Annotated in this window: 26 protein-coding genes; all 26 read right to left on the bottom strand. The window is 67.6% G+C overall.

What is annotated here, in order from left to right:
* Position 1: 1 nt before the first annotated feature.
* On the bottom strand, positions 2-538 hold the full coding sequence (gene rplF / locus MA876_RS10415; protein ID WP_248148526.1) for a 50S ribosomal protein L6: 537 nt from the start codon (positions 536-538) through the stop codon (positions 2-4).
* A gap of 7 nt (positions 539-545) precedes the next feature.
* On the bottom strand, positions 546-944 hold the full coding sequence (rpsH, locus tag MA876_RS10410) for a 30S ribosomal protein S8 (RefSeq protein ID WP_248148523.1): 399 nt from the start codon (positions 942-944) through the stop codon (positions 546-548).
* 91 nt (positions 945-1,035) lie between these two features.
* Entirely contained in the window at positions 1,036-1,626 is a 591-nt protein-coding gene (gene rplE / locus MA876_RS10405; protein WP_248148520.1) for a 50S ribosomal protein L5, read from the bottom strand.
* A 2-nt stretch (positions 1,627-1,628) separates the two neighbouring features.
* Positions 1,629-1,988 carry a 50S ribosomal protein L24 gene (gene rplX / locus MA876_RS10400; protein WP_248148518.1) on the bottom strand — a complete coding sequence of 120 codons (360 nt, stop codon included), beginning with the start codon at positions 1,986-1,988 and terminating at the stop codon, positions 1,629-1,631.
* 3 nt (positions 1,989-1,991) lie between these two features.
* Complete coding sequence (rplN, locus tag MA876_RS10395) at positions 1,992-2,360, bottom strand: 50S ribosomal protein L14 (RefSeq protein ID WP_248148516.1); 369 nt, start codon at positions 2,358-2,360, stop codon at positions 1,992-1,994.
* Positions 2,357-2,758, bottom strand: a complete 402-nt coding sequence (gene rpsQ, locus MA876_RS19035; protein WP_275562587.1) for a 30S ribosomal protein S17 — start codon at positions 2,756-2,758, stop codon at positions 2,357-2,359. The genes rplN and rpsQ overlap by 4 nt, the downstream gene beginning before the upstream one ends.
* A complete protein-coding gene (rpmC, locus tag MA876_RS10385; protein WP_274645346.1) occupies positions 2,758-3,072 on the bottom strand; it encodes a 50S ribosomal protein L29 in 315 nt (104 codons plus the stop codon). Before rpmC ends, rpsQ begins: the two co-directional genes overlap by 1 nt.
* The gene (gene rplP / locus MA876_RS10380; protein WP_018171451.1) at positions 3,072-3,491 is read right to left on the bottom strand and encodes a 50S ribosomal protein L16; all 420 of its coding nucleotides are present in this window, start codon (positions 3,489-3,491) and stop codon (positions 3,072-3,074) included. The genes rpmC and rplP overlap by 1 nt, the downstream gene beginning before the upstream one ends.
* The gene (gene rpsC / locus MA876_RS10375) at positions 3,491-4,252 is read right to left on the bottom strand and encodes a 30S ribosomal protein S3 (RefSeq protein ID WP_248148514.1); all 762 of its coding nucleotides are present in this window, start codon (positions 4,250-4,252) and stop codon (positions 3,491-3,493) included. The genes rplP and rpsC overlap by 1 nt, the downstream gene beginning before the upstream one ends.
* On the bottom strand, positions 4,252-4,650 hold the full coding sequence (gene rplV / locus MA876_RS10370) for a 50S ribosomal protein L22 (RefSeq protein ID WP_248148512.1): 399 nt from the start codon (positions 4,648-4,650) through the stop codon (positions 4,252-4,254). Before rplV ends, rpsC begins: the two co-directional genes overlap by 1 nt.
* Positions 4,651-4,690: 40 nt before the next feature.
* On the bottom strand, positions 4,691-4,972 hold the full coding sequence (gene rpsS, locus MA876_RS10365) for a 30S ribosomal protein S19 (RefSeq protein WP_248148510.1): 282 nt from the start codon (positions 4,970-4,972) through the stop codon (positions 4,691-4,693).
* Positions 4,973-4,984: 12 nt separating this feature from the next.
* Entirely contained in the window at positions 4,985-5,824 is an 840-nt protein-coding gene (rplB, locus tag MA876_RS10360) for a 50S ribosomal protein L2 (RefSeq protein ID WP_248148508.1), read from the bottom strand.
* A gap of 25 nt (positions 5,825-5,849) precedes the next feature.
* A complete protein-coding gene (gene rplW, locus MA876_RS10355; RefSeq protein WP_248148505.1) occupies positions 5,850-6,149 on the bottom strand; it encodes a 50S ribosomal protein L23 in 300 nt (99 codons plus the stop codon).
* On the bottom strand, positions 6,146-6,805 hold the full coding sequence (gene rplD / locus MA876_RS10350; RefSeq protein WP_248148502.1) for a 50S ribosomal protein L4: 660 nt from the start codon (positions 6,803-6,805) through the stop codon (positions 6,146-6,148). Before rplD ends, rplW begins: the two co-directional genes overlap by 4 nt.
* A 2-nt stretch (positions 6,806-6,807) precedes the next feature.
* Positions 6,808-7,467 carry a 50S ribosomal protein L3 gene (gene rplC, locus MA876_RS10345; RefSeq protein WP_248148501.1) on the bottom strand — a complete coding sequence of 220 codons (660 nt, stop codon included), beginning with the start codon at positions 7,465-7,467 and terminating at the stop codon, positions 6,808-6,810.
* 8 nt (positions 7,468-7,475) lie between these two features.
* A complete protein-coding gene (rpsJ, locus tag MA876_RS10340) occupies positions 7,476-7,784 on the bottom strand; it encodes a 30S ribosomal protein S10 (protein WP_248148498.1) in 309 nt (102 codons plus the stop codon).
* 452 nt (positions 7,785-8,236) lie between these two features.
* Entirely contained in the window at positions 8,237-8,455 is a 219-nt protein-coding gene (locus MA876_RS10335; protein ID WP_248148495.1) for an Rv0909 family putative TA system antitoxin, read from the bottom strand.
* A 147-nt stretch (positions 8,456-8,602) separates the two neighbouring features.
* A complete protein-coding gene (gene tuf / locus MA876_RS10330) occupies positions 8,603-9,796 on the bottom strand; it encodes an elongation factor Tu (protein ID WP_248148492.1) in 1,194 nt (397 codons plus the stop codon).
* Positions 9,797-9,992: 196 nt separating this feature from the next.
* Complete coding sequence (gene fusA / locus MA876_RS10325) at positions 9,993-12,107, bottom strand: elongation factor G (RefSeq protein ID WP_248148489.1); 2,115 nt, start codon at positions 12,105-12,107, stop codon at positions 9,993-9,995.
* A gap of 83 nt (positions 12,108-12,190) precedes the next feature.
* Positions 12,191-12,661 carry a 30S ribosomal protein S7 gene (gene rpsG / locus MA876_RS10320; RefSeq protein ID WP_050722490.1) on the bottom strand — a complete coding sequence of 157 codons (471 nt, stop codon included), beginning with the start codon at positions 12,659-12,661 and terminating at the stop codon, positions 12,191-12,193.
* A gap of 5 nt (positions 12,662-12,666) precedes the next feature.
* The gene (rpsL, locus tag MA876_RS10315) at positions 12,667-13,035 is read right to left on the bottom strand and encodes a 30S ribosomal protein S12 (RefSeq protein ID WP_013584051.1); all 369 of its coding nucleotides are present in this window, start codon (positions 13,033-13,035) and stop codon (positions 12,667-12,669) included.
* A gap of 302 nt (positions 13,036-13,337) precedes the next feature.
* A complete protein-coding gene (locus MA876_RS10310; RefSeq protein WP_248148486.1) occupies positions 13,338-13,853 on the bottom strand; it encodes a hypothetical protein in 516 nt (171 codons plus the stop codon).
* Positions 13,850-15,298 carry a DUF5684 domain-containing protein gene (locus tag MA876_RS10305; RefSeq protein WP_248148483.1) on the bottom strand — a complete coding sequence of 483 codons (1,449 nt, stop codon included), beginning with the start codon at positions 15,296-15,298 and terminating at the stop codon, positions 13,850-13,852. Before MA876_RS10305 ends, MA876_RS10310 begins: the two co-directional genes overlap by 4 nt.
* Positions 15,295-17,799: a transglutaminase TgpA family protein gene (locus MA876_RS10300; protein ID WP_248148481.1), complete on the bottom strand. Its 2,505-nt coding sequence runs from the start codon at positions 17,797-17,799 to the stop codon at positions 15,295-15,297. The genes MA876_RS10305 and MA876_RS10300 overlap by 4 nt, the downstream gene beginning before the upstream one ends.
* Positions 17,796-19,166: a DUF58 domain-containing protein gene (locus MA876_RS10295; protein WP_248148478.1), complete on the bottom strand. Its 1,371-nt coding sequence runs from the start codon at positions 19,164-19,166 to the stop codon at positions 17,796-17,798. Before MA876_RS10295 ends, MA876_RS10300 begins: the two co-directional genes overlap by 4 nt.
* Positions 19,163-20,128 carry an AAA family ATPase gene (locus MA876_RS10290; protein WP_248148475.1) on the bottom strand — a complete coding sequence of 322 codons (966 nt, stop codon included), beginning with the start codon at positions 20,126-20,128 and terminating at the stop codon, positions 19,163-19,165. The genes MA876_RS10295 and MA876_RS10290 overlap by 4 nt, the downstream gene beginning before the upstream one ends.
* Positions 20,129-20,156 lie beyond the last annotated feature (28 nt).

Here is a 20,156-nt window from a genome sequence, read left to right as displayed (position 1 = left end):
GTTACTTACCAGCCTTTCCGGCCTTGCGGCGGACGACCTCGCCCGCGTAACGCACACCCTTGCCCTTGTACGGCTCGGGCTTGCGGATCTTGCGGATGTTGGCAGCCGCCTCTCCGACGGCCTGCTTGTCGATGCCCGACACGGTGACCTTGTTGTTGCCTTCGACCGTGAACGAGATCCCCGCGGGCGGGTCGACGAGCACGGGGTGCGAGAAGCCGAGGGCGAACTCGATCGAGCTGCCCTTCTGGGCGACGCGGTAACCGGTGCCGACGACCTCGAGCCCCTTGGTGTAGCCCTGGGTGACGCCGATGATGTTGTTGTTGATGAGCGTGCGGGTCAGGCCGTGCAGCGAACGCGACTCGCGCTCGTCGTCGGGACGGGTGACGAGCACCTGGCCCTCTTCGACCTTGACCTCGATGGGGTTCGAAACGGTGAGCGTGAGCTCGCCCTTCGGGCCCTTGACGGCGACGTCCTGGCCGTCGACCGAGATGGTCACTCCGGCGGGGATGTCGATGGGAAGACGTCCGATACGAGACATTCTCAGGTCACCACACGTAGGCGAGGACTTCCCCGCCGACGCCCTTCTGCTCGGCCTGACGGTCGGTGAGGAGACCGGAGGAGGTGGACAGGATGGCGACGCCGAGGCCACCGAGGACGGTGGGGATCTCGGTCGACTTCGCGTAGACGCGGAGGCCGGGCTTCGACACGCGCTTGATGCCGGCGATCGACCGCTCGCGGTTCGGGCCGTACTTGAGCGTCAGCGTGAGGGTCTGGCCGACGCGGGCGTCGCTGACCTCCCAGCCGGCGATGTAGCCCTCCTGCTGGAGGATCTCGGCGATGTGCGTCTTGAGCTTGGAGCTCGGCAGCGACACGGTGTCGTGGTGCGCCGAGTTCGCGTTGCGCAGACGGGTCAGCATGTCTGCGACCGGGTCTGTCATTGTCATGTGTTGTTTCCTTTGTTCATGAGGTTTCGGCTGCCGTTACACGACAGACGACCTACGATGACGGCCCCGGGTCGTGCCCGGGACATCCTGCTCAGGCCTGAGCGTCCTCGCTGCGGAAGGGGAAGCCGAGCGCACGCAGAAGAGCGCGACCCTCGTCATCCGTCTTCGCCGACGTCACGATCGTGATGTCGAACCCGCGCACGCGGTCGATCTTGTCCTGGTTGATCTCGTGGAACACGGACTGCTCCTGGAGACCGAACGTGTAGTTGCCGTTGCCGTCGAACTGCTTCGGCGACAGGCCGCGGAAGTCGCGGATGCGGGGCAGCGCGAGGTTCACGAGACGGTCGACGAACTCCCACGCACGGTCACCGCGAAGCGTGACGTGCGCGCCGATGGCCTGACCCTCGCGCAGCTTGAACTGCGCGATGGACTTGCGGGCCTTCGTGACGACGGGCTTCTGACCCGTGATCTTGGTGAGGTCGTCGACCGCACCATCGATCACCTTGGAGTCGCGAGCAGCCTCGCCGACACCCGTGTTGACGACGACCTTGACGAGGCCCGGGATCTGCATGACGTTGGCGTAGCCGAACTCGTCCTGCAGAGCCTTCTTGATCTCGCCCTGGTACTTCTGCTTGAGGCGGGGCTGGATCTTGCCAGCCTCCACGGCAGTTGCGTTGCTCATTCTCAGAGGTCCTTGCCTGACTTCTTCGCGTAGCGCACGCGAACGGTGCGCTTCACGCCGTCCTTCGTCTGCTCCTCGACACGGTGGCCGACGCGGGTCGGCTTCTTGGTCGAGGGGTCGACGAGCTGGACGTTGGAGATGTGGATCGGGGCTTCGAAGGTCTCGATGCCGCCGGTCTTGGTGCCGCGCTGGGTCTGGCCCACGCGGGTGTGCTTGGTGACGTAGTTCACGCCCTCGACGATGACGCGGTTCTGCTCGGTAAGGACCTCGAGGACCTTGCCCTGCTTGCCGCGGTCTCCGCCGCGCTCGGGCTTGGCGCCCGAGATGACCTGAACGAGGTCGCCCTTCTTGATCTTCGCCATGACTTAAATGACCTCCGGGGCCAGCGAGACGATCTTCATGAACTTCTTGTCGCGAAGCTCACGGCCGACCGGTCCGAAGATGCGGGTGCCGCGGGGCTCCCCGTCGTTCTTCAGGATGACGGCGGCGTTCTCGTCGAACTTGATGTACGAGCCGTCGGGACGGCGCGTCTCCTTCTTGGTGCGGACGACGACGGCCTTGACGACATCGCCCTTCTTGACGTTGCCGCCCGGGATGGCGTCCTTGACCGTCGCGACGATGATGTCGCCCAGACCGGCGTACCGGCGGTGCGAGCCGCCGAGCACGCGGATCGTGAGCAGCTCCTTGGCGCCGGTGTTGTCGGCCACCTTGATGCGGGACTCCTGCTGGATCACTTGGCCTTCTCCAGGATCTCGACCAGACGCCAGCGCTTGGTGGCGCTCAGCGGGCGGGTCTCGTTGATGACGACGAGGTCGCCGATGCCGGCCGAGTTGGCCTCATCGTGCGCCTTGACCTTCGACGTGCGGCGGATGACCTTGCCGTAGAGGGGGTGCTTCACGCGGTCCTCGACCTCGACGACGATCGTCTTGTCCATCTTGTCGCTGACCACGTAGCCGCGGCGCGACTTGCGGTAGCCGCGGGCGTCCGCGTCGCGGACGTCGTGCTCGGCCGACTCGTGGCCCTTGAGGGCGACGGCCTCGACGGTCGCGACCGGGGTCTCGACCTTGGCGGCAGCCTTCTTCGCCGGTGCCTTCTTGGGCGCGGCGGGCTTCTTCTCGGTGGTCTCAGCCATCACTCGGCCTCTTCCTTCACGGCCTCGTCAGCGGCATCCGCCTTCTTGGCCTTCGTCTTCTTCGCCTTCGTGGCCGTCTCGACCGGAGCGGGCGTGGCACGGATGCCGAGCTCGCGCTCACGGATGACGGTGTAGAGCCGCGCGATGTCGCGCTTGACCGCACGGATGCGGCCGTGGCTCTCGAGCTGGCCGGTGGCCGACTGGAAGCGCAGGTTGAACAGCTCTTCCTTGGCCTTGCGCAGCTCCTCGACGAGGCGCTGGTCTTCGAACGTGTCGAGCTCGCTCGGGGCGAGCGTCTTGGTGCCGATCGCCATTATGCGTCGCCCTCCTCGCGCTTGATGATGCGTGCCTTGAGCGGCAGCTTGTGGATAGCACGGGTCAGGGCCTCACGAGCGAGTTCCTCGTTGACGCCGGCGACCTCGAAGAGGACGCGACCCGGCTTGACGTTCGCGACCCACCACTCGGGCGAACCCTTACCGGAACCCATGCGGGTCTCAGCGGGCTTCTTGGTGAGCGGACGGTCGGGGTAGATGTTGATCCACACCTTGCCGCCACGCTTGATGTGACGCGTCATCGCGATACGAGCGGACTCGATCTGACGGTTGGTCACGTAAGCGGGCGTGAGGGCCTGGATGCCGAACTCGCCGAACGACACCTTGGTGCCGCCGGTGGCCTGGCCCGAGCGACCCGGGTGGTGCTGCTTGCGGTACTTGACCTTGCGGGGAATAAGCATCAGGCAGACGCTCCTTCTGCGACGGGGGCCTCGTTGCGCGGACCACGGCGACGGTCGCCGCCACGGTCGTCACGACCACGGGGCGCCTTCGGCGCGTTGGCCTGCTCGCGAGCCAGTTCCTTGTTGGTGAGGTCGCCCTTGTAGATCCAGACCTTCACGCCGATGCGGCCGAAGGTGGTCTTGGCCTCGTAGAAGCCGTAGTCGATGTTCGCGCGCAGCGTGTGCAGCGGCACACGACCCTCGCGGTAGAACTCCGAACGGCTCATCTCGGCGCCGCCGAGGCGGCCGGAGACCTGGATGCGGACACCCTTGGCGCCGGCGCGCTGCGCGCCCTGCAGACCCTTGCGCATCGCGCGGCGGAACGCCACACGTGCGGAGAGCTGCTCGGCGATGCCCTGAGCGACGAGCTGAGCGTCGGCCTCGGGGTTCTTGACCTCGAGGATGTTCAGCTGGATCTGCTTGCCCGTGAGCTTCTCGAGGTCGGCACGGATGCGCTCGGCCTCGGCGCCGCGGCGGCCGATCACGATGCCCGGGCGGGCGGTGTGGATGTCGACGCGGACGCGGTCACGCGTGCGCTCGATCTCGATGTTGCTCACGCCGGCGCGGTCGAGCTGCGTCTGCAGGAGCTTGCGGATCTTGATGTCCTCCGCGACGTAGTCGGCGTAACGCTGACCGGGCTTCGTCGAGTCGGAGAACCAGCGCGACACGTGGTCGGTGGTGATCCCGAGGCGGAAGCCGTACGGGTTGACTTTCTGGCCCATTACTTGCTCGCCTTCTTGGTCGTGGCTGCCGGGGTCGCCTCAGCGACCTCGGGGGTAGCGAGCACGACCGTGATGTGGCTCGTGCGCTTCTTGATCTGGAACGCGCGACCCTGTGCACGGGGCTGGAAACGCTTGAGCGTCGTGCCCTCGTCGACGTACGCGTTGGCCACGTACAGGTCCTGCTCGTCCAGGTACTCGCCGTCCTTGTCCGCCTTGACGCGAGCGTTCGCGATCGCGGCGGCGACGAGCTTGTAGATCGGCTCGCTGGCACTCTGGGGCGCGAACTTCAGGATGGCCAGGGCCTCCTGAGCCTGCTTGCCCTTGATGAGAGCGACGACACGACGAGCCTTCTGAGGGGTCACGCGGATGTGCTTCACGCGTGCGATGGAATCCACCATTGCTTCTCCTCCTATCTCTGCTTCTGGGAGCGCCCCCGCGTCAGCGGCGGCGACCCTTCTTGTCGTCCTTCTCGTGGCCGCGGAAGGTGCGGGTGGGCGCGAATTCGCCCAGCTTGTGGCCGACCATGGTCTCGGACACGAACACGGGGATGTGCTTGCGTCCGTCGTGGACGGCGATCGTGTGACCCAGCATGGCCGGGATGATCATCGAACGACGCGACCAGGTCTTGATGACGTTCTTGGAGCCGGCTTCGTTCTGCACGACCACCTTGCGAAGCAGGTGCTCGTCGACGAAGGGGCCCTTCTTAAGGCTGCGAGGCATCTTCCTCTACTCCTACTTGCGCTTCTTGCCGGCGTTACGGCGGCGGACGATGTACTTGTCGCTTTCCTTGTTGGCGTGGCGGGTGCGACCCTCAGCCTGGCCCCAAGGAGTGACGGGGTGACGACCACCGGACGTCTTGCCCTCACCACCACCGTGCGGGTGGTCGACCGGGTTCATCGCGACACCGCGGACGGTCGGGCGGATGCCCTTCCAGCGGTTGCGACCGGCCTTGCCCCAGTTGATGTTCGACTGCTCGGCGTTGCCGACCTCGCCGATCGTCGCGCGGCAGCGGGCATCCACGTTGCGGATCTCACCCGAGGGCAGACGCAGCTGAGCGTAGGGGCCGTCCTTGGCGACGAGACGCACCGAGGTGCCCGCCGAACGCGCCAGCTTCGCACCGCCACCGGGACGCAGCTCGATCGCGTGGATCACGGTACCGGTCGGGATGTTCTTGAGCGGCAGGTTGTTGCCCGGCTTGATGTCGGCCGAGGGACCCGACTCGACGATGTCGCCCTGCGACAGCTTGTTCGGCGCGATGATGTAGCGCTTCTCGCCGTCGAAGTAGTGCAGGAGCGCGATGCGCGCCGTGCGGTTGGGGTCGTACTCGATGTGCGCGACCTTGGCGTTGACGCCGTCCTTGTCGTTGCGACGGAAGTCGATGACACGGTACTGGCGCTTGTGGCCACCACCGATGTGACGCGTCGTGATGCGACCCTGGTTGTTGCGGCCACCGGTCTTGGCGAGCGGGCGGAGGAGCGACTTCTCAGGCGTCGATCGGGTGATCTCGGCGAAGTCGGCCACCGACGAGCCGCGGCGACCCGGGGTCGTGGGCTTGTACTTGCGAATAGCCATGTTCTCTAGTCCTCTATCCCGACCGTCAGCCGACTGCCGTGAAGATGTCGATGGTGCCCGACTTGAGCGTCACGATGGCGCGCTTGGTGTCCTTGCGCTTGCCCGTGCCGAAGCGGGTGCGACGGGCCTTGCCGACGCGGTTGATCGTGTTGACCGCAGCCACCTTGACGCCGAAGATCTTCTCGATCGCGAGCTTGATCTCGGTCTTGGTCGCGCGGGGGTCCACGAGGAACGTGTACTTGCCCTCGTCGATGAGCCCGTAGCTCTTCTCGGAGACGACCGGCTTCAGGATGATGTCGCGCGGGTCCTTGTTGATGCCGGTCATGCCGAGACCTCCTCGGTGGTCGTCTTCGACGCGACGAAGGCGTCGTAGGCGGCCTTGGTGAAGACGATGTCGTCCGAGACGAGCACGTCGTAGGCGTTGAGCTGGTCGGAGTACAGCACGTGGACGTACGCGAGGTTGCGGACGCTCAGGATGCTGAGCTCGTCGTCACGCGTGATGACGACCAGCACGTTCTTGGTGGGGGCGACCGAAGCCAGCACCGCAGCGGCGGCCTTGGTCGACGGCGCACCCTCGATGCCGAAGCCGTCGACGATGTGCAGACGCTGACCGCGGGCGCGGTCGCTCAGTGCACCGAGGAGGGCGGCGGCGATCATCTTCTTGGGGGTGCGCTGCGAGTAGTCGCGCGGCTTCGGGCCGTGGACGATGCCACCGCCGGTCATGTGCGGCGCGCGGATCGAGCCCTGACGGGCGTTACCCGTGCCCTTCTGCTTGAAGGGCTTGCGGCCGGCGCCCGAGACCTCACCGCGACGCTTGGTCGAGTGGGTGCCCTGGCGAGCCGCCGCGCGCTGCGCGACGACGACCTGGTGGATCAGCGGGATGTTCGTCTTGACGTCGAAGAGCGCGGCGGGCAGCTCGACGGAGCCTGCCTTCTTGCCGTCGGCCTTCAGGACGTCGAGCGCGAGAGTCGAGTCAGCCATGTTCAGGCACCCTTCACTGCGTTGCGGACGTAGACGATGCGGCCACGAGCACCGGGGACGGCGCCCTTGACGAGCAGCAGACCCTTCTCGGCGTCGACGGCGTGCACCGTGAGGTTGAGGACGGTCACGCGCTCGCCACCCATACGGCCGGCCATGCGCATGCCCTTGAAGACGCGGCTCGGGGTCGACGATGCGCCGATCGAGCCGGGCTTGCGGTGGTTGCGGTGCGCACCGTGCGAAGCCGAGACGCCCTTGAAGTTGTGGCGCTTCATGACACCCGCGAAGCCCTTGCCCTTGCTCGTACCGACGACGTCGACGAGCTGGCCGGCTTCGAACGTGCCCTCGACCGTGAGCTCCTGACCGAGTGAGTAGTCAGCAGCGTCCGCGGTGCGGACCTCGGTGAGGTGACGACGGGGCGTCACACCGGCAGCCTCGAAGTGGGCCGTCTGCGGCTTGTTGACCTTGCGCGGGTCGATCTGGCCGTAGGCGATCTGCACGGCCTTGTAGCCGTCCTTCTCGGGGGTGCGGATCTGGGTGACCACGTTGGGGGCCACCTCGATGACGGTGACGGGAACGATCTTGCCGTTCTCGTCCCAGACCTGGGTCATACCGAGCTTGGTGCCCAGCAGGCCCTTGGAAACCTTGGAGTTGATGTCAGTCATGGCGAGCCTCAGAGCTTGATCTCGATGTTGACATCGGCCGGGAGGTCGAGACGCATCAGCGAGTCGACGGCCTTGGGCGTCGGGTCGATGATGTCGATGAGGCGCTTGTGGGTGCGCATCTCGAAGTGCTCGCGGCTGTCCTTGTACTTGTGGGGCGACCGGATGACCGGGATGACGTTCTTCTCGGTCGGAAGGGGCACGGGGCCCACGACGGTCGCGCCGGCACGGGTCACGGTGTCGACGATCTTGCGCGCCGAGGCGTCGAGGCCGGCGTGGTCGTACGACTTCAGGCGAATGCGGATCTTCTGTCCCGCCATTGTCTGCTCACTCTCTTTCCGCGTCGTACCTCGGGGGCATTGGACGCACGGGGGCGTGGGAGGGTGCTCCCTCGCCCTGGGCACTTCGTTCACCGCGTTGCCGCGGCGCATGCTGCACCACTGTTCTGCTGTCAGACCGAACGCCGCGGCATCCGGCTCCTCCCCGCAACGCACGTTCCGGCCCTTGCAGGCCCGTGGTGGGGTTCGGATGGGTGTTCTGCTGCCCGCGGCCTAGAACCTTGCACCCCGTGAGAGGCGCCGTCTATGCACTGCCCTGGCAGTGATCCGTCGCACGCCGAAGGGCGCGCAGGAATGTGGAACTTCCCTAGTCTACGTGCAGCCCGGGCGTGTCGCAAACTCGGGCGTGTCGCGGAGCGGGATGCACGGCGGACACACAGCGACGCCCGACGCTGTCGGCGTCGGGCGTCGTGGAAGCGATGCTTCGCGAACCGTTACTTCTCGTTGCCGATGGCACCGTCGATCGTGTCGCGCACACCGTCGACGTGCTGGTCGACGCTGTCGGGCGCGACCTTCTTGACGAAGTCGGCGGCGGCATCCAGCACGTTGTCGCTGACGTCCTCGGCCTGGTCGCTCTTGAGCGCCTCGCCGATCTTGTCCTTGTTCTGGTCGAGGAAATCCTTGCCCTGGTTGACGAGGTCTTCGATGCCCATGTCTGCTCCTTCGCGGCCCCCCGTGGGCGCGTCGTACTCATTCTTGAGAAGCACATGGCATCCGTCAACGGACTCGGCATGGATGCGACGCAGAAGAGGCCCGGTCCCTTTCGGGAACCGGGCCTCTTCCGAGATCTCAGATCTGAATTACTTCAGGATCTTCGTGACCGTGCCGGCGCCGACGGTGCGGCCACCCTCACGGATCGCGTAGCCGAGGCCCTCTTCCATGGCGATGGGCTGGATCAGCTCGACCGTCATGTCGGTGGTGTCGCCGGGCATGACCATCTCGGTGCCGTCGGGCAGCGTGATGACGCCGGTGACGTCCGTGGTGCGGAAGTAGAACTGCGGACGGTAGTTCGTGAAGAACGGGTTGTGGCGGCCGCCCTCCTCCTTGGACAGGATGTACGCCGTGCCCTCGAAGTTGGTGTGCGGGGTGACCGAACCGGGCTTCACGACGACCTGGCCGCGCTCGACGTCGTCACGCTTGGTGCCGCGCAGGAGCAGACCACAGTTCTCGCCGGCCCAGGCCTCGTCGAGCTGCTTGTGGAACATCTCGATACCGGTGACGATCGTCTTCTGCGTCGGACGCAGACCCACGATCTCGACCTCGGAGTTGATCGCGAGGGTGCCGCGCTCGGCGCGACCCGTCACGACCGTGCCACGGCCGGTGATGGTGAAGACGTCCTCGACGGGCATGAGGAAAGGCTTGTCCTTGTCACGCACGGGGTCGGGGATCGACTCGTCGACGGCTTCCATGAGCTCGACGATCTTCTCGGTCCACTCGGCGTCGCCCTCGAGAGCCTTCAGGCCCGAGACGCGGACGACGGGGGCGTTGTCGCCATCGAAGTCCTGCGACGAGAGGAGCTCACGGACCTCGAGCTCGACGAGCTCCAGGATCTCCTCGTCATCGACCATGTCGGACTTGTTGAGCGCGACGAGCAGGTACGGCACGCCGACCTGCTTGGCGAGCAGCACGTGCTCGCGCGTCTGCGCCATGGGACCGTCGGTCGCGGCGACCACGAGGATCGCGCCGTCCATCTGGGCGGCACCGGTGATCATGTTCTTGATGTAGTCGGCGTGACCCGGCGCGTCGACGTGTGCGTAGTGACGCTTGGGCGTCTCGTACTCGACGTGCGAGATGTTGATCGTGATACCGCGCTGGCGCTCCTCCGGAGCGGAGTCGATCGACGCGAAGTCGCGCTGCACGTTGGTGGCCGACGGGTACTTGTCGGCGAGCACCTTCGAGATCGCGGCGGTGAGCGTGGTCTTGCCGTGGTCGACGTGACCGATCGTTCCGATGTTCACGTGCGGCTTGGTGCGCTCGAACTTGGCCTTAGCCACTGGGTCCTCCTCAGGACGTTCGTGTAGAGGGTCCGGTCGCTGGTTTGCGACCGTTTCTCTACGGGGATATCCCCACTTTAGTAGAGATGCTTCTTGTGAATCTGTGTGTCCCCCTCGCGGCGGCAGCGCCGCCGGGAACACCACTATGCAGTTGTAGGTCGGATGCCGGGATCAGCAGACCCCGGCATCCGGAGCATTACTCGCCCTTGGTCTTCTGGACGATCTCGTCCGAGACGTTGCGCGGGACCTCGGCGTAGCTGTCGAACTCCATGGAGTAGACGGCGCGGCCGGAGGTCTTCGAGCGGAGGTCGCCGATGTAGCCGAACATCTCGGACAGCGGCACGTTCGCACGCACGACCTTGACGCCCGCGGCATCCTCCATCGACTGGATCTGACCACGACGCGAGTTCAGGTCGCCGATGACGTCGCCCATGTACTCCTCGGGAGTACGGACCTCGACCGACATGATCGGCTCGAGGATGACGGGGTTCGCCTTGCGCACGGCCTCCTTGAAGCCCATGGATCCGGCGATCTTGAACGCCATCTCGGACGAGTCGACGTCGTGCGACGCGCCGTCGAGGAGGATCGCCTTGACGCCCACCATGGGGAAGCCTGCGAGCACGCCGACGTTCATGGCGTCCTGGAAGCCCTGGTCGGTCGGGGAGATGTACTCGCGCGGGATGCGGCCACCGGTGACCTTGTTCTCGAACTCGTACGTCTTGTCGGCCGTGACCTCGAGCGGCTCGATCGCGAACTGGATCTTCGCGAACTGACCCGAACCACCGGTCTGCTTCTTGTGCGTGTAGTCGTGACGCTCGACGGCCTTCTTGATCGTCTCGCGGTACGCGACCTGGGGCTTGCCCACGTTGGCCTCGACTTTGAACTCCCGCTTCATGCGGTCGACGAGGATGTCGAGGTGCAGCTCGCCCATGCCCTTGATGACGGTCTGACCGGTCTCGGAGTTCTGCTCGACGCGGAACGTCGGGTCCTCTTCAGCGAGCTTCTGGATCGCGAGACCCAGCTTCTCCTGGTCGGCCTTCGTCTTGGGCTCGATCGCGACCTCGATGACCGGCTCGGGGAACGTCATCGACTCGAGGACGACCTGGTTCGCGCTGTCGGACAGCGTGTCACCGGTCGTGGTGTCCTTGAGGCCGATGACGGCGTAGATGTGACCCGCAGTGACCGAGTCGACCGGCATCTCCTTGTTGGCGTGCATCTGGAAGATCTTCCCGATGCGCTCCTTCTTGCCCTTGGTCGCGTTGACGACCTGGGCACCCGAGTCGAGGTGCCCCGAGTAGACGCGGATGTAGGTCAGGCGGCCGAAGAACGGGTGCGTCACGATCTTGAACGCGAGAGCCGCGAACGGCTCGTCACGGTCGGCGTGGCGCTCGATGATGATCTCTTCGTTCTTCGGGTCCTTCGCCTCGATGGCGGGGACGTCGAGCGGCGACGGGAGGTAGTCCACGACCGCGTCGAGCATCGGCTGCACACCGCGGTTCTTGAACGCCGAGCCGCAGAGCACGGGGTAGAGCTCCGAGTTGATCGTCATCTTGCGGATGGCGCCCTTGATCTCGGCGACCGTGAGCTCCTCACCGCCGAAGTACTTCTCGAGCAGGTGCTCGTCGGACTCGGCGACCGTCTCGAGCAGCTGCTCGCGGTACTCGGCGGCCTTGTCGGCGAGGTCGGCCGGGATCTCCTGGATCTCGTACTTGGCGCCCATGGTCACGTCGCCCTTGGCGTCGCCGGGCCACACGAGGGCCCGCATCTCGACGAGGTCGATGACGCCGACGAAGTCGTTCTCGGCGCCGATGGGGAGCTGGATGACGAGCGGCTTGGCCTTCAGGCGGTTGACGATCGTGTCGACGGTGAAGTAGAAGTCCGCGCCGAGCTTGTCCATCTTGTTGACGAAGCAGATGCGGGGGACGTCGTACTTGTCTGCCTGGCGCCAGACGGTCTCGGACTGGGGCTCGACGCCCTCCTTGCCGTCGAAGACGGCGACGGCGCCGTCGAGGACGCGCAGCGAGCGCTCGACCTCGACCGTGAAGTCGACGTGACCGGGCGTGTCGATGATGTTGATCTGGTTCTTGTCCCAGAAGCACGTCACAGCAGCGGACGTGATCGTGATGCCACGCTCCTGCTCCTGCTCCATCCAGTCGGTCGTGGCCGCGCCGTCGTGCGTCTCGCCGATCTTGTGGTTGACGCCCGTGTAGAACAGGATGCGCTCGGTCGTCGTCGTCTTGCCGGCATCGATGTGCGCCATGATGCCGATGTTGCGGACCTTGTTGAGGTCGGTGAGCACTTCTTGTGCCACGGGATGTCTTCCTTACGTGTGGTTCGGGATGTCGCGGGGTGACCGGCCGGGGTTCTCCCGGCCGGTCACCGAGACGCTGATGATTACCAGCGGTAGTGCGCGAAGGCGCGGTTCGACTCAGCCATCTTGTGGGTGTCTTCGCGGCGCTTGACCGCAGCCCCCAGGCCGTTCGAGGCATCCAGGATCTCGTTCTGGAGGCGCTCGGTCATGGTCTTCTCACGACGACCCTTGGCGTAGCTGACGAGCCAGCGAAGGGCGAGCGTGTTGGCGCGGTGAGGCTTGACCTCGACCGGCACCTGGTAGGTCGAGCCGCCGACGCGGCGCGACTTGACCTCGAGGGTCGGACGCACGTTGTCGAGGGCCTTCTTGAGCGTGGCGACGGCGTCCTGGCCGTTCTTGGCCTCAACACCACGGAGGGCGTTGTAGACGATCGACTCGGCGAGCGACTTCTTGCCGTCGACGAGGATCTTGTTCACCAGCTGGCTGACGATCGGAGCACCGTAGACCGGGTCGTTGACGACGGGGCGCTTCGGGGCGGGTCCCTTGCGAGGCATCTTGCTTAACCCTTCTTCGCGCCGTAGCGGCTGCGAGCCTGCTTACGGTTCTTGACGGCCTGGGTGTCCAGAGCGCCACGGACGATCTTGTAGCGGACACCGGGGAGGTCCTTGACACGACCACCACGGACGAGCACGAGCGAGTGCTCCTGGAGGTTGTGACCCTCGCCGGGGATGTACGCGGTGACCTCGGTGCCGTTGCGGAGCTTGACACGGGCGACCTTGCGCATCGCCGAGTTGGGCTTCTTGGGCGTGGTCGTGTAGACGCGGGTGCAGACCCCCGCCTGCTGCGGGTTCGACTTGAGCGCGGGCGCCTTGGTCTTCGAGACCTTCGGCGAGCGACCCTTGCGAACCAACTGCTGAATGGTTGGCACGTTCTCTCCTTGTTGTGCTGCACGGTGACAGCGTTCGTGTCTCCCCCGCGGCATCCGGATCTTTCGAACCGTGACGCCACGGGCTCACATGTATCCACCGGCGCGGCATGATGGTGCCGAGCGGTTGTGTGGTGGATATGCCGTGGGGGTGGCCTGTTCGCAGGCCGTTCCCTGAGATGCGGCGGCTCACGATCCGTCTCCGCGCCGAGGCACGGCGGACGGCGCGCGAGCGCGCACACCCGATCAATGATACCCGTGATTCCGAGGCCGGGCAAACGCGCGGCGTCGTGCTCGCCGGATCGTCAGGCGGTCGTCAGCAGGACGACGAGCGCGGTGAGCGAAAGCGCCATGACGATGGATGCCACGGCGAAGGCGACCATGAGCCGACGCCGGGCACGGCGCCGGCGCGACGCGTCGATGCCGGCCGTGTCGACGGGCGCCTGCGGCGCGTGCGGCACCCGCGCGGAGCGCGGCACGTGAGCGGCTTCGACCATTCTCGGGCCGTAGAGGATCGGACCGCTCTCGACGGGACGCGCGTCGACAGCGGCGGACTCGACCTCCGCGCGCGATCCGCGTCGGGTCGTCGAAACGACGGTCGCGTCATCCGCCCCTTCGTCTTCCGTCCTCGCTGCGGCGGATGCCGCAGCCTCGGCGCGACGCCTCGACTCCCGCCGGACGACCACCGTCGACCCGTCGTCGTCGATGGGCGCGTCGTCCCGCACTGCCGCGTCCGATCGGCGCAGGCGCACCGTGCGGGTGTCGTCGTCGAAGCCGTCATCGCCCGTCGAGTCGCCGGGCGATGTCGATCGCTCCGTCACTCTCCGCCCCGAACGAGTCGGATCTCCGCATCCCCGAGCAGGAACCGGTCACCGGCTTCGATCGCGACACCCGGCACGACGTCGACCTCGCCGCGTTCGGTCGTGAAGACGATGCCGTTCGTCGAGTCGAGGTCGGTGATGAACCAGACTCGCTCGCGCAGTTCGAGGCGCGCATGGGTCTTCGACACGGTCGCGTCGTCGATCGCGATGAGCTGCGCCGCGGGATGCGCGGGATCCGCGGTCGGCCGACGGCCCAACAGCAGCACCTCCCCCGTGATCGCAACGGCGCGACCCGACGGCGGAAGGAGCGTCCATTCGGTCCGGCGGCGTCTGGTGACGACCGTCTCGTCGACCGGTTCGTCGGGGATCTCCCGGCGACGGGTCTGCGCCGACACCGATGACCGTGCGGCGAGGGGGCCGCCGGCCACCGGAGCTCCGACGATCGCCGACACGGGACCGGACGAGTCGGGGAAGTCCTCCGACTCGGGGAACGGGGAGCGGGCGGGCGCCCAGGGCTCGCGAGATCGCATCGGGGGCGACGCGGCGGGGACACGCGTGACGGCCGGCTCGGGGACCGCCGAGAGGGGCGACGGAGCGCCGGCGATCGCGCCGGTCACCTCGCCGGAGAACTCGAGCTCCGGTGACAGACCGAGAGCCGCCCACTCATCCGTTGCGGTGGCGCGCGCGGAGGATCGCCTCGACGGCACGAACGGGTCGTCGTCTTCGTCGTCCTCGGCGAACGGGACGGGGCGTGCCCGGGCGGGCAGCGGCGGGGGGCCCCATCCGCCTTCGGGCGGAGCGGCGGGCGAAGAGGCTCGCGTCGCGAGCGGGCCCGCGGTCTGTTCGACGTCGTCGTCGAGCGGCGGCAACGGCATCGCGCGCGCGGACGAGCGGCCCGGGATGCCGGGTGCCGGGGCGGTGGGCAGAGGAGGCACGGGCGCCGAGACGTGGGTCTCTCGCCCATAGACGGGGCGCTCGGACGGTGCGTACAGCCCCCGCGGCGCGGCGTAGGCCGTCGCGGCGGGGCCGGGAAGCGATGCCGACGGCGATGCGGATGCCCGTGCCGGCTCGTCACGCCCCACCCAGCGCTCAGGACCGAACCCGACGATCGATGCCCAGACCGGCAGCAGGAGCGCCGCGAGGACGGTCATGCCGGACCCGAAGCCGAAGGCGTGGCCGATGCGGTGGCAGGCGATGGTCTGCAGGACCCAGACGATCAGGATGCCGAGTCCGGGCAGCAGATAGAAGAGCACGAGGAATCCCGAGAACCCGCCGAGCTGCAGCAGCACGGCCTGGTTGAGGAACGGCACCCACGCCTTCCATCCCTGTTCACCCGACTTGCGGAACACGGCGGCGAGCGCGAGCGCCGTCCACACGTAGAGCACCGCGACGCCCACGATCGACAGCAGGGTGATCGCGGCGGCGGTAGATGCGTCAACGGTCATGGTGTTGGGCGCGCAGGTCGCGGAACCTGGCGCCGCCCCCTCTCGGTGAACAGCGTGCGGGAACCCGATGCGGGTGCCAGCGGACGGACTATCGATCTCAACGATACGGTCGTGAGGACTCCTCGCCAGAACCCTCGCTCCCTGGTCAGGGTACGCCGCTGCGATTCCACGCGGCTCCAGAAGGCTTCGGCGTCTTCGTCGCCGAAGCCGGCCGCCGACCCTGCGAAGGTCGCGCGGTCGGCCAGTTCGGCGAGCGGTTCACCCTCGGGGGTGCCGAAGGCCGCGGCCAGCTCGGCGCGCGTGGCGGCGTGCGGGATCTCCCGGCCCGCGTCGGTCGCGGCATCCACATACTCGTCCCAGCCGCCCACGATCCGCTCCGCCGGCGTCCCGGCCGTGCGGCGAGCACGCCGTCGCAGGTGCTTCGCGATGACGATCGCCACCACGGGCCCTGCCACCAGGAGCAGGACGAGCAGCGACGCCGCCACGACGCGCAACGTCGGTCCGAGCCACGCGAGGTCCACCCCGCTCGGATCGTCGCCGGGCTCGGGTGCCGCCGCGTCCTGCTGTACGGGATCGGGCGGGAGGATCTCTTCGGGCGCGTCGGGTCGCACGTCCGTGACGTTCTCGGGGTCGCGCTGCTGGATCACTTCGAGACTCGGCGGCTCGGCGTGCTGCGGGGTCGCATCGATGGGCACCCAGTCGCCGCCCGTCGAGAGCACCTCCGCCCACGCGGAGACGTCCTGTGCCCTGCACGCACCGTCGGGGCAGACCGCGGCATCAACGTCACCCGACACGAGGCGGGTTCCGACGACGACGCGCGACGGGAACCCGAGCTCGCGCGCGATGAGCGCGACGGCGACGGCGAACTGCTCGTCGTCGCCGATTCCGGCGACATAGTTGCCGGATGCCTCTGCCCGCGGATCTGCCTCACGTTCGAGCAGGCGGTCGAAGAGCGCCTCGATGCGCCCGAGGGAGTGACCGGACGCACTCGGCTGCAGAGAGTAGGCGCCGAGGGGCTCGGCCCACTTGGGCCTGGCCGTCTGGCCCGACTGCAGGCCGTGGCTGAGGTACCCGCGTTCGCGCAGGAGCGAGACGAGGGATGCCAGGGCGGCGCCGTCGGTCCCGGTCTTGTGGCGCTCGACCCATGTGCGAAGACTCTGAGGCGCCGCGATCTCGGTGGCGGTGGCGCCGGGCGCTTCGATGGCGTCGAGCGACGCCGTCACGGGTTCGACACCGACCAGGCGGAGGACATCGCCGCTCGCGAGGCCGCCGCCTGTCGTCTGGACTCCCGCGGAGGTGGTCGCGTTGTAGTAGAAGCCGTCGGCGAGCGCCGCACCGCGAGGGCCGCCGAAGTCGACGGCCGCGAGTCGACCTGCCGTCGGCATCCACAATCCGTCCAGCGCGTCGATCGTGACGGTGGCCTCGAACGGCTCACCCTCACCGGCATCCAGCCTCGAGGGGACGCGCACGAAGCGCCCTTCCGATGCGGCGCTCGAGGATCCGGTGCGGAACACCTCGCCGTCGTACTCGGTGAGCGTCGCGAGGCGGATGCGATCGGGCGCGACACCCGTCGACTCGACCGAGAAGAGGATGTCGTCGACCTGACCTTCCTCGAAGTGCGAGCGGTACTCGGTCAGCGGGCTCACGGCCCTCGAGAGGTCGATCTCGGGGCCGACGGCCGAACGCAGGACGTCGCGATCGGCACCCTGCGCGGCGAACGGGACGACGATGACCGCAGCGACGACGGCCACGGCGATCATGCCGCCGCCGAGCGCCGCCCGCCGGCGGTCCGCCGAGGACGACCTCGCCGTGATGCGGACGCCGCTCGACGCGGCCGCGCGCTGCAGGGCGCGGCGCCTCGCGTCGTGGGTGCGCCACGACAGCCACAGCAGGGTCGTGATCAGGCCGAGGACGCCGACGACGGTCTCGACGGGAGCATGGAGCGTCAACGGTCCGATCGAGATGGGTGCGCTGGTGACCGTGCGCCCGAAGAAGAGACCGAACGAGACCATGGCGATCGCGACCGCCGCCGCGAGCACCGACCGGCCGTCGTCGCGCCACGAGGCCAGCAGCAGGACGCATGTGCCGATGAGAAACACAATGAGCGCGGGGACCAGGAGATTCCGATACGACGCGACCGGAAGGTCGACCGTGACGAGGTCCTTCCACGCGAGGACCGCTCCGAGGAGGAGCTCGCCGAGCCCTCGCGCGACCTCGAGAGGGCTGCCGAGGCGCGAGGGGACGGCCAACGGCACGCCGAGGACGACGAAGGCCGTGCCGATCACGGCGGTCACCCGCCACCCGCCCCACCGCCGCACCCGCGCTGCGATGGCGATCGCGAATGCGGTGACCGCCGAGACCACGATGAGCAGCAGGAAGGACGAGGATGCGTAGATCGGCCATGCGGCGACCGCCGAGACCACGACGATCGCGAGCGCGAAGAGCGATCCCGCGAGGACTCGCGAGGGGACCTTCCAGCGACGCCCGTCGACCGCAGTCATACCGTCGCTCCGCGCAGCATCAGGCCGGAGAGGTCATCGATCGTGCCCACCGTCAGGACGGAGAGCCCGGCGAACGCGCGCATGCGCGGATGAGCGCGCTCGTCGCACACGACCGCGATGACCCTCGTCTCGGACGGGAAGGCGAGCGCCGCCTGCTGGAGTCGGGCGAGAGGCAGCCCCGAGCCGACGACGAGGACCGCGATCGACAGCCCTTCATCGGACTCGGCGATCAGACGGCACACCTCGACGACCGGCATCGTGTTCTCGAGCATCTCGACGCCGCTGAACCCGTCGAGCAGGAGTCGCGAGGAGCTCGCCGGAAGGTGGCGGATCGTGCGGATTCTGCCCCGCACGACGCGCGGGACCTCGGAGCCCGTCACGATCGCGACGTCGCGTGCGTCGCGGATCGCTCGCAGACCGAGCGACGCCGCGCACGAGACGGCGAGCTCGAACTCGTCCTCGTCGAGGTACTCGTCCTCGGCGACGGCGAGCACGACGGCCATGCGGGAACGACGGGACTCTTCGTACTGACGGACCATGAGCGTCCCGGTCTTGGCCGTCGACTTCCAGTGGATGTGGCGCCGCGCGTCACCGGGCACGTAGGGACGGATCGCGTGGAACGACATGTCGGCGTCCACGGTGCGGCGCGTGGGACTGCCCTCGAGATCGCGGATGAGGCCCGCGCTGGTGGAGGGGAGGGACACGGTTCGCGGATGCACGTAGACCTCGTGCACGTCGTCGAACGCATGTTCGCGGCGCAGCAGCCCGACCGGATCGCTTCGCACGGTCGTCGCCGGGCCCACCGTGATGATCCCGCGTCGCAATGCGGGGATCTCGAGCGGCTGCGCGACGGTGTGCCCCGGCCGCAGCAGGGGAATGCCGAACTCGACCAGCCCCGCGCCGACCGGGATGTCGATGCGGCCGGGCAGTGCCGTGCCGCGACCGTGGTTGCGGACGACGACCTCGCCGGTCATCCCGTCTCCCGCCACGACGCGTCCGTGCTCGAGCGACAGCGTCACGTCGTACGAGCGCGCGCCGAACAGGAACGGCACGCTCGCGATGAGGAGGATCACCGCGATCGAGCCCGCGACCATCCACTCGACCCACCCGAACACGATGCCGAGGATCAGGCCCGCCGTCGCCGCCACGAGCACGAGCGCTCCGGCCGGCCGCACCGTGCGCGCGACCCATTCCGCAGCCTGGACCGCCGTCGACGAGATCGACCGCCACACCTTCGCGCCCGTGACGACAGCGCCGACGAGGCGCCCCGACGACACCGACGTCGCGGTGACCGAGGTCGCGTGGGTGCGACCGTCGGTTCCGGTCGAACTCGACGTGCGGGTGAGTCTGGTGTCGGTCAGGCTCATACGGCCTCGCGGCGGCTGGGTGGCGCGATGTCCAGGAGCACCTGACCGATGACGGCTTCCTGCGTGATCCCGTCGAACTCCGCCTCGGGGTGCAGGATGAGCCGGTGCGAGAGCACTGCGACGGCGAGCGACTTGACGTCGTCGGGCGTGGCGTAGGTGCGCGCCTGCGACGCGGCGCGCGTGCGCGCGGCGCGTGTGAGGGCGAGGGCGCCTCGGATGCTGACACCCAGCCGCACCTCGTCGGCGGAGCGCGTCGCATCCACGATCCGTGCGATGTAATCGAGGACGAGGGCGTCGACATAGACCTGGGCGGCGAGGTCCGCCATGCCCACGAGAGCCTCGGGCGTGATGATGGGCGCGAGCTCGGCCGTCGCGACGGCCCCTCCGTCGAGGATGCGGACGGTCGCCGCATGGTCGGGATACCCCAGCGAGATACGCATCATGAACCGGTCGAGCTGCGCCTCGGGGAGGCGGTAGGTTCCGGCCTGCTCGACGGGGTTCTGCGTCGCGAGCACCAGGAAGGGCACGCCGACCGAGCGCGAGATGCCGTCGATCGTGACATGGCCCTCCTCCATGACCTCGAGGAGTGCCGACTGCGTCTTGGGGCTCGCGCGGTTGATCTCGTCGGCCAGCACGATGTTCGCGAAGATCGGGCCGCCGTGGAACTCGAAGACGCCCTCCTTCTGGTCGTAGACGCTGATGCCCGTGATGTCACCGGGAAGCAGATCGGGCGTGAACTGGATGCGCGTGTTCGTGCCCCGCACGGACTGTCCGAGAGCGCGCGCGAGCGACGTCTTGCCGGTTCCCGGCACGTCCTCGAGCAGCACATGACCGTCGCTCAGCATCGCTGTCAACACGAGCTCGACGACACGCCGCTTGCCCAGGACGGCGCGCTCGACGTTGTCAGCCAGCTGCCCGAAGGTCTGGGCGAACCACGTGGCCTGCTCTTGCGTGATGGTCATTGCGGGCATCCTCGGTCATCTCGTCGGG

The organism is Microbacterium aoyamense (genome assembly GCF_023155855.1).
Classification (GTDB): domain Bacteria; phylum Actinomycetota; class Actinomycetes; order Actinomycetales; family Microbacteriaceae; genus Microbacterium; species Microbacterium aoyamense.
The sequence above is the reverse complement of the archived record's forward strand: the minus strand, read 5'-3'. Positions and strand labels throughout refer to the sequence as shown.